Source organism: Pseudomonas sp. P5_A2_2 (assembly GCF_054177685.1).
Genome location: NZ_JBGCUL010000916.1, coordinates 1 through 1,751, shown reverse-complemented (window position 1 = coordinate 1,751; position 1,751 = coordinate 1). Strand labels below are relative to the sequence as shown.

General features: G+C 51.1%; 1 protein-coding gene and 1 pseudogene. One reads left to right on the top strand and one right to left on the bottom strand.

The annotated features are described in order from the left end of the window. Positions 1-730 (bottom strand): annotated as a pseudogene (locus ACXRVY_RS27285) (p-hydroxyphenylacetate 3-hydroxylase oxygenase component); the annotation flags it as partial. Between the two features lie 591 nt (positions 731-1,321). Between ACXRVY_RS27285 and ACXRVY_RS27280 the strand changes: the two are divergent. After that, the coding region (locus tag ACXRVY_RS27280; RefSeq protein ID WP_458238757.1) for a TetR/AcrR family transcriptional regulator at positions 1,322-1,751 on the top strand (430 nt) is incomplete at its 3' end.

The window sequence follows — 1,751 nt, the reverse complement described above, 5'->3', positions numbered from 1 at the left end:
TACCCAGGCTGACAGTCGAGAAGCCGCTGGCAAAATAAGGCCGATAAGGGGCGAAGAAAATCTTGCTGTCCGGATACAGACCAAAGCCCGCCGACTTGCCTTCGATCATGTCCCTGGCTTTCTGGATTCGGTGCTCAGGCACGAAAGCATTCTTGACGATCAGGGTTTTGCTACCGCTGCCACGCATACCAACGGCAAACCAGTCATCGCGAATTTCGTAGTCACTGCTTGGCAGCACCGCGAAACAATAATCCCGAGTGCCTTCGGTATTCTCGCGAAAGAATCCCATGATGGCCCATTCGGCATGATCACAGCCTGAACTCCATCCCATCTCACCACTAAAGGTGACGCCTCCCTCCACCTCCTCGGTGCGACCAAAAGGCGCGATGCTGCTGCTGGCAGTAGCATCGGGGTCATTCCCCCAAACCTCATCCTGCAGCTTGCTGGAAAACATTGCGATTTGATGACTGTGAGTACATAGAAGGCTCATGGCCCAGGCAGTGCTGGCACAGGAACCGGCCAACAATGCGATGCAGTCGGCAAACTGAGGCAGGGAGATCTCCATGCCGCTGTATTTTTTCGGCTGCAACGCATGGTGCATACCAATGCCTTTGAGCAAGGCGATATTTTCGGCGGGAACATAACGCGCGCGTTCGGCCTCGAAGGCATTAGCCGCGATAATAGGCAGAACGCCTTTCAGGTCTTCCAATAGCGGGTTTGGAGTTTTCATGGGCGGTCTCTTTATTATTGGATAGTAGCGCTCCGCTCAGCAAGCACCTGTGAATCGCGCCGGAAGGCACCGTACGCCAGATGGCAAGCAGGTAAGCGGGGAAATACCATTCCAGTATGAGGTGCTGGAACAGGACGAAAAATGCACGTTACAAACAGAAGATTGCACTTTTCATAGAGGCTCTTATCGCAACGAACAAAAAGCGCAAACGAGCCCGGAGGGGGTGACTCACCGACACAGGTGACAAATCACTCCTTGCTTGCTTACTCGCGTCGCTGACTGCCCGACAAAGCTCCCGCCCAAAAGAAGCTGAAACATACGAAACGCTGTGAGTCGAATAAATCTAACCAAATCGGAGAATTGCCGCCTACAACACCACCCTCAATTTAAGCTATGAAGACCCGCGAATATTCGGCAAAACTGGCTTAATCGTGATCAAAGGCTTTCCTACGACATGGATTTAACCCGGGGTAGAAATTATTCAACACAGGCAATATACTGAACACTACGTATACTAATTAATGTCTTGACGAGAGCCATCCTGGGCTTTTGTTTTTCAGAACAAATGTACCTGGGTAAGGGATCTTGAGAATGTCGATTAATAAACCCGCATCGACCACAAAATCGGTAGTGGGTCGCCCACGTAGTGAAGCTACGCGCCGTCAGATCCTGGACGCTACCATCAGTCTCCTGCAGGAAAAATCCATTCAGGCAATCTCAATCGAGGCGATAGCACGAGAAGCTGGCGTTAGTAAATCGACCATATACCGGTGGTGGGACTCTAAAGCGTTAGTCGTCATTGACGCGTTCATAGAAAATCAGATGTTGAAGACACCCTTGCCACGAGAACTTGGCCCGAGAGAGGCAATTGCTCAGCACTTCCGCTCCCTTGTGGACCAATATTCTGGTTGGGCCGGCCGATTGGTCGCACAAATTCTCGCGGAAGGTCAGTCATCTCCCTCTACTTTACGAGATTTTCGAGAGCGGTTTCATTATGGAAGACGCGCAATAATTCGAGAAA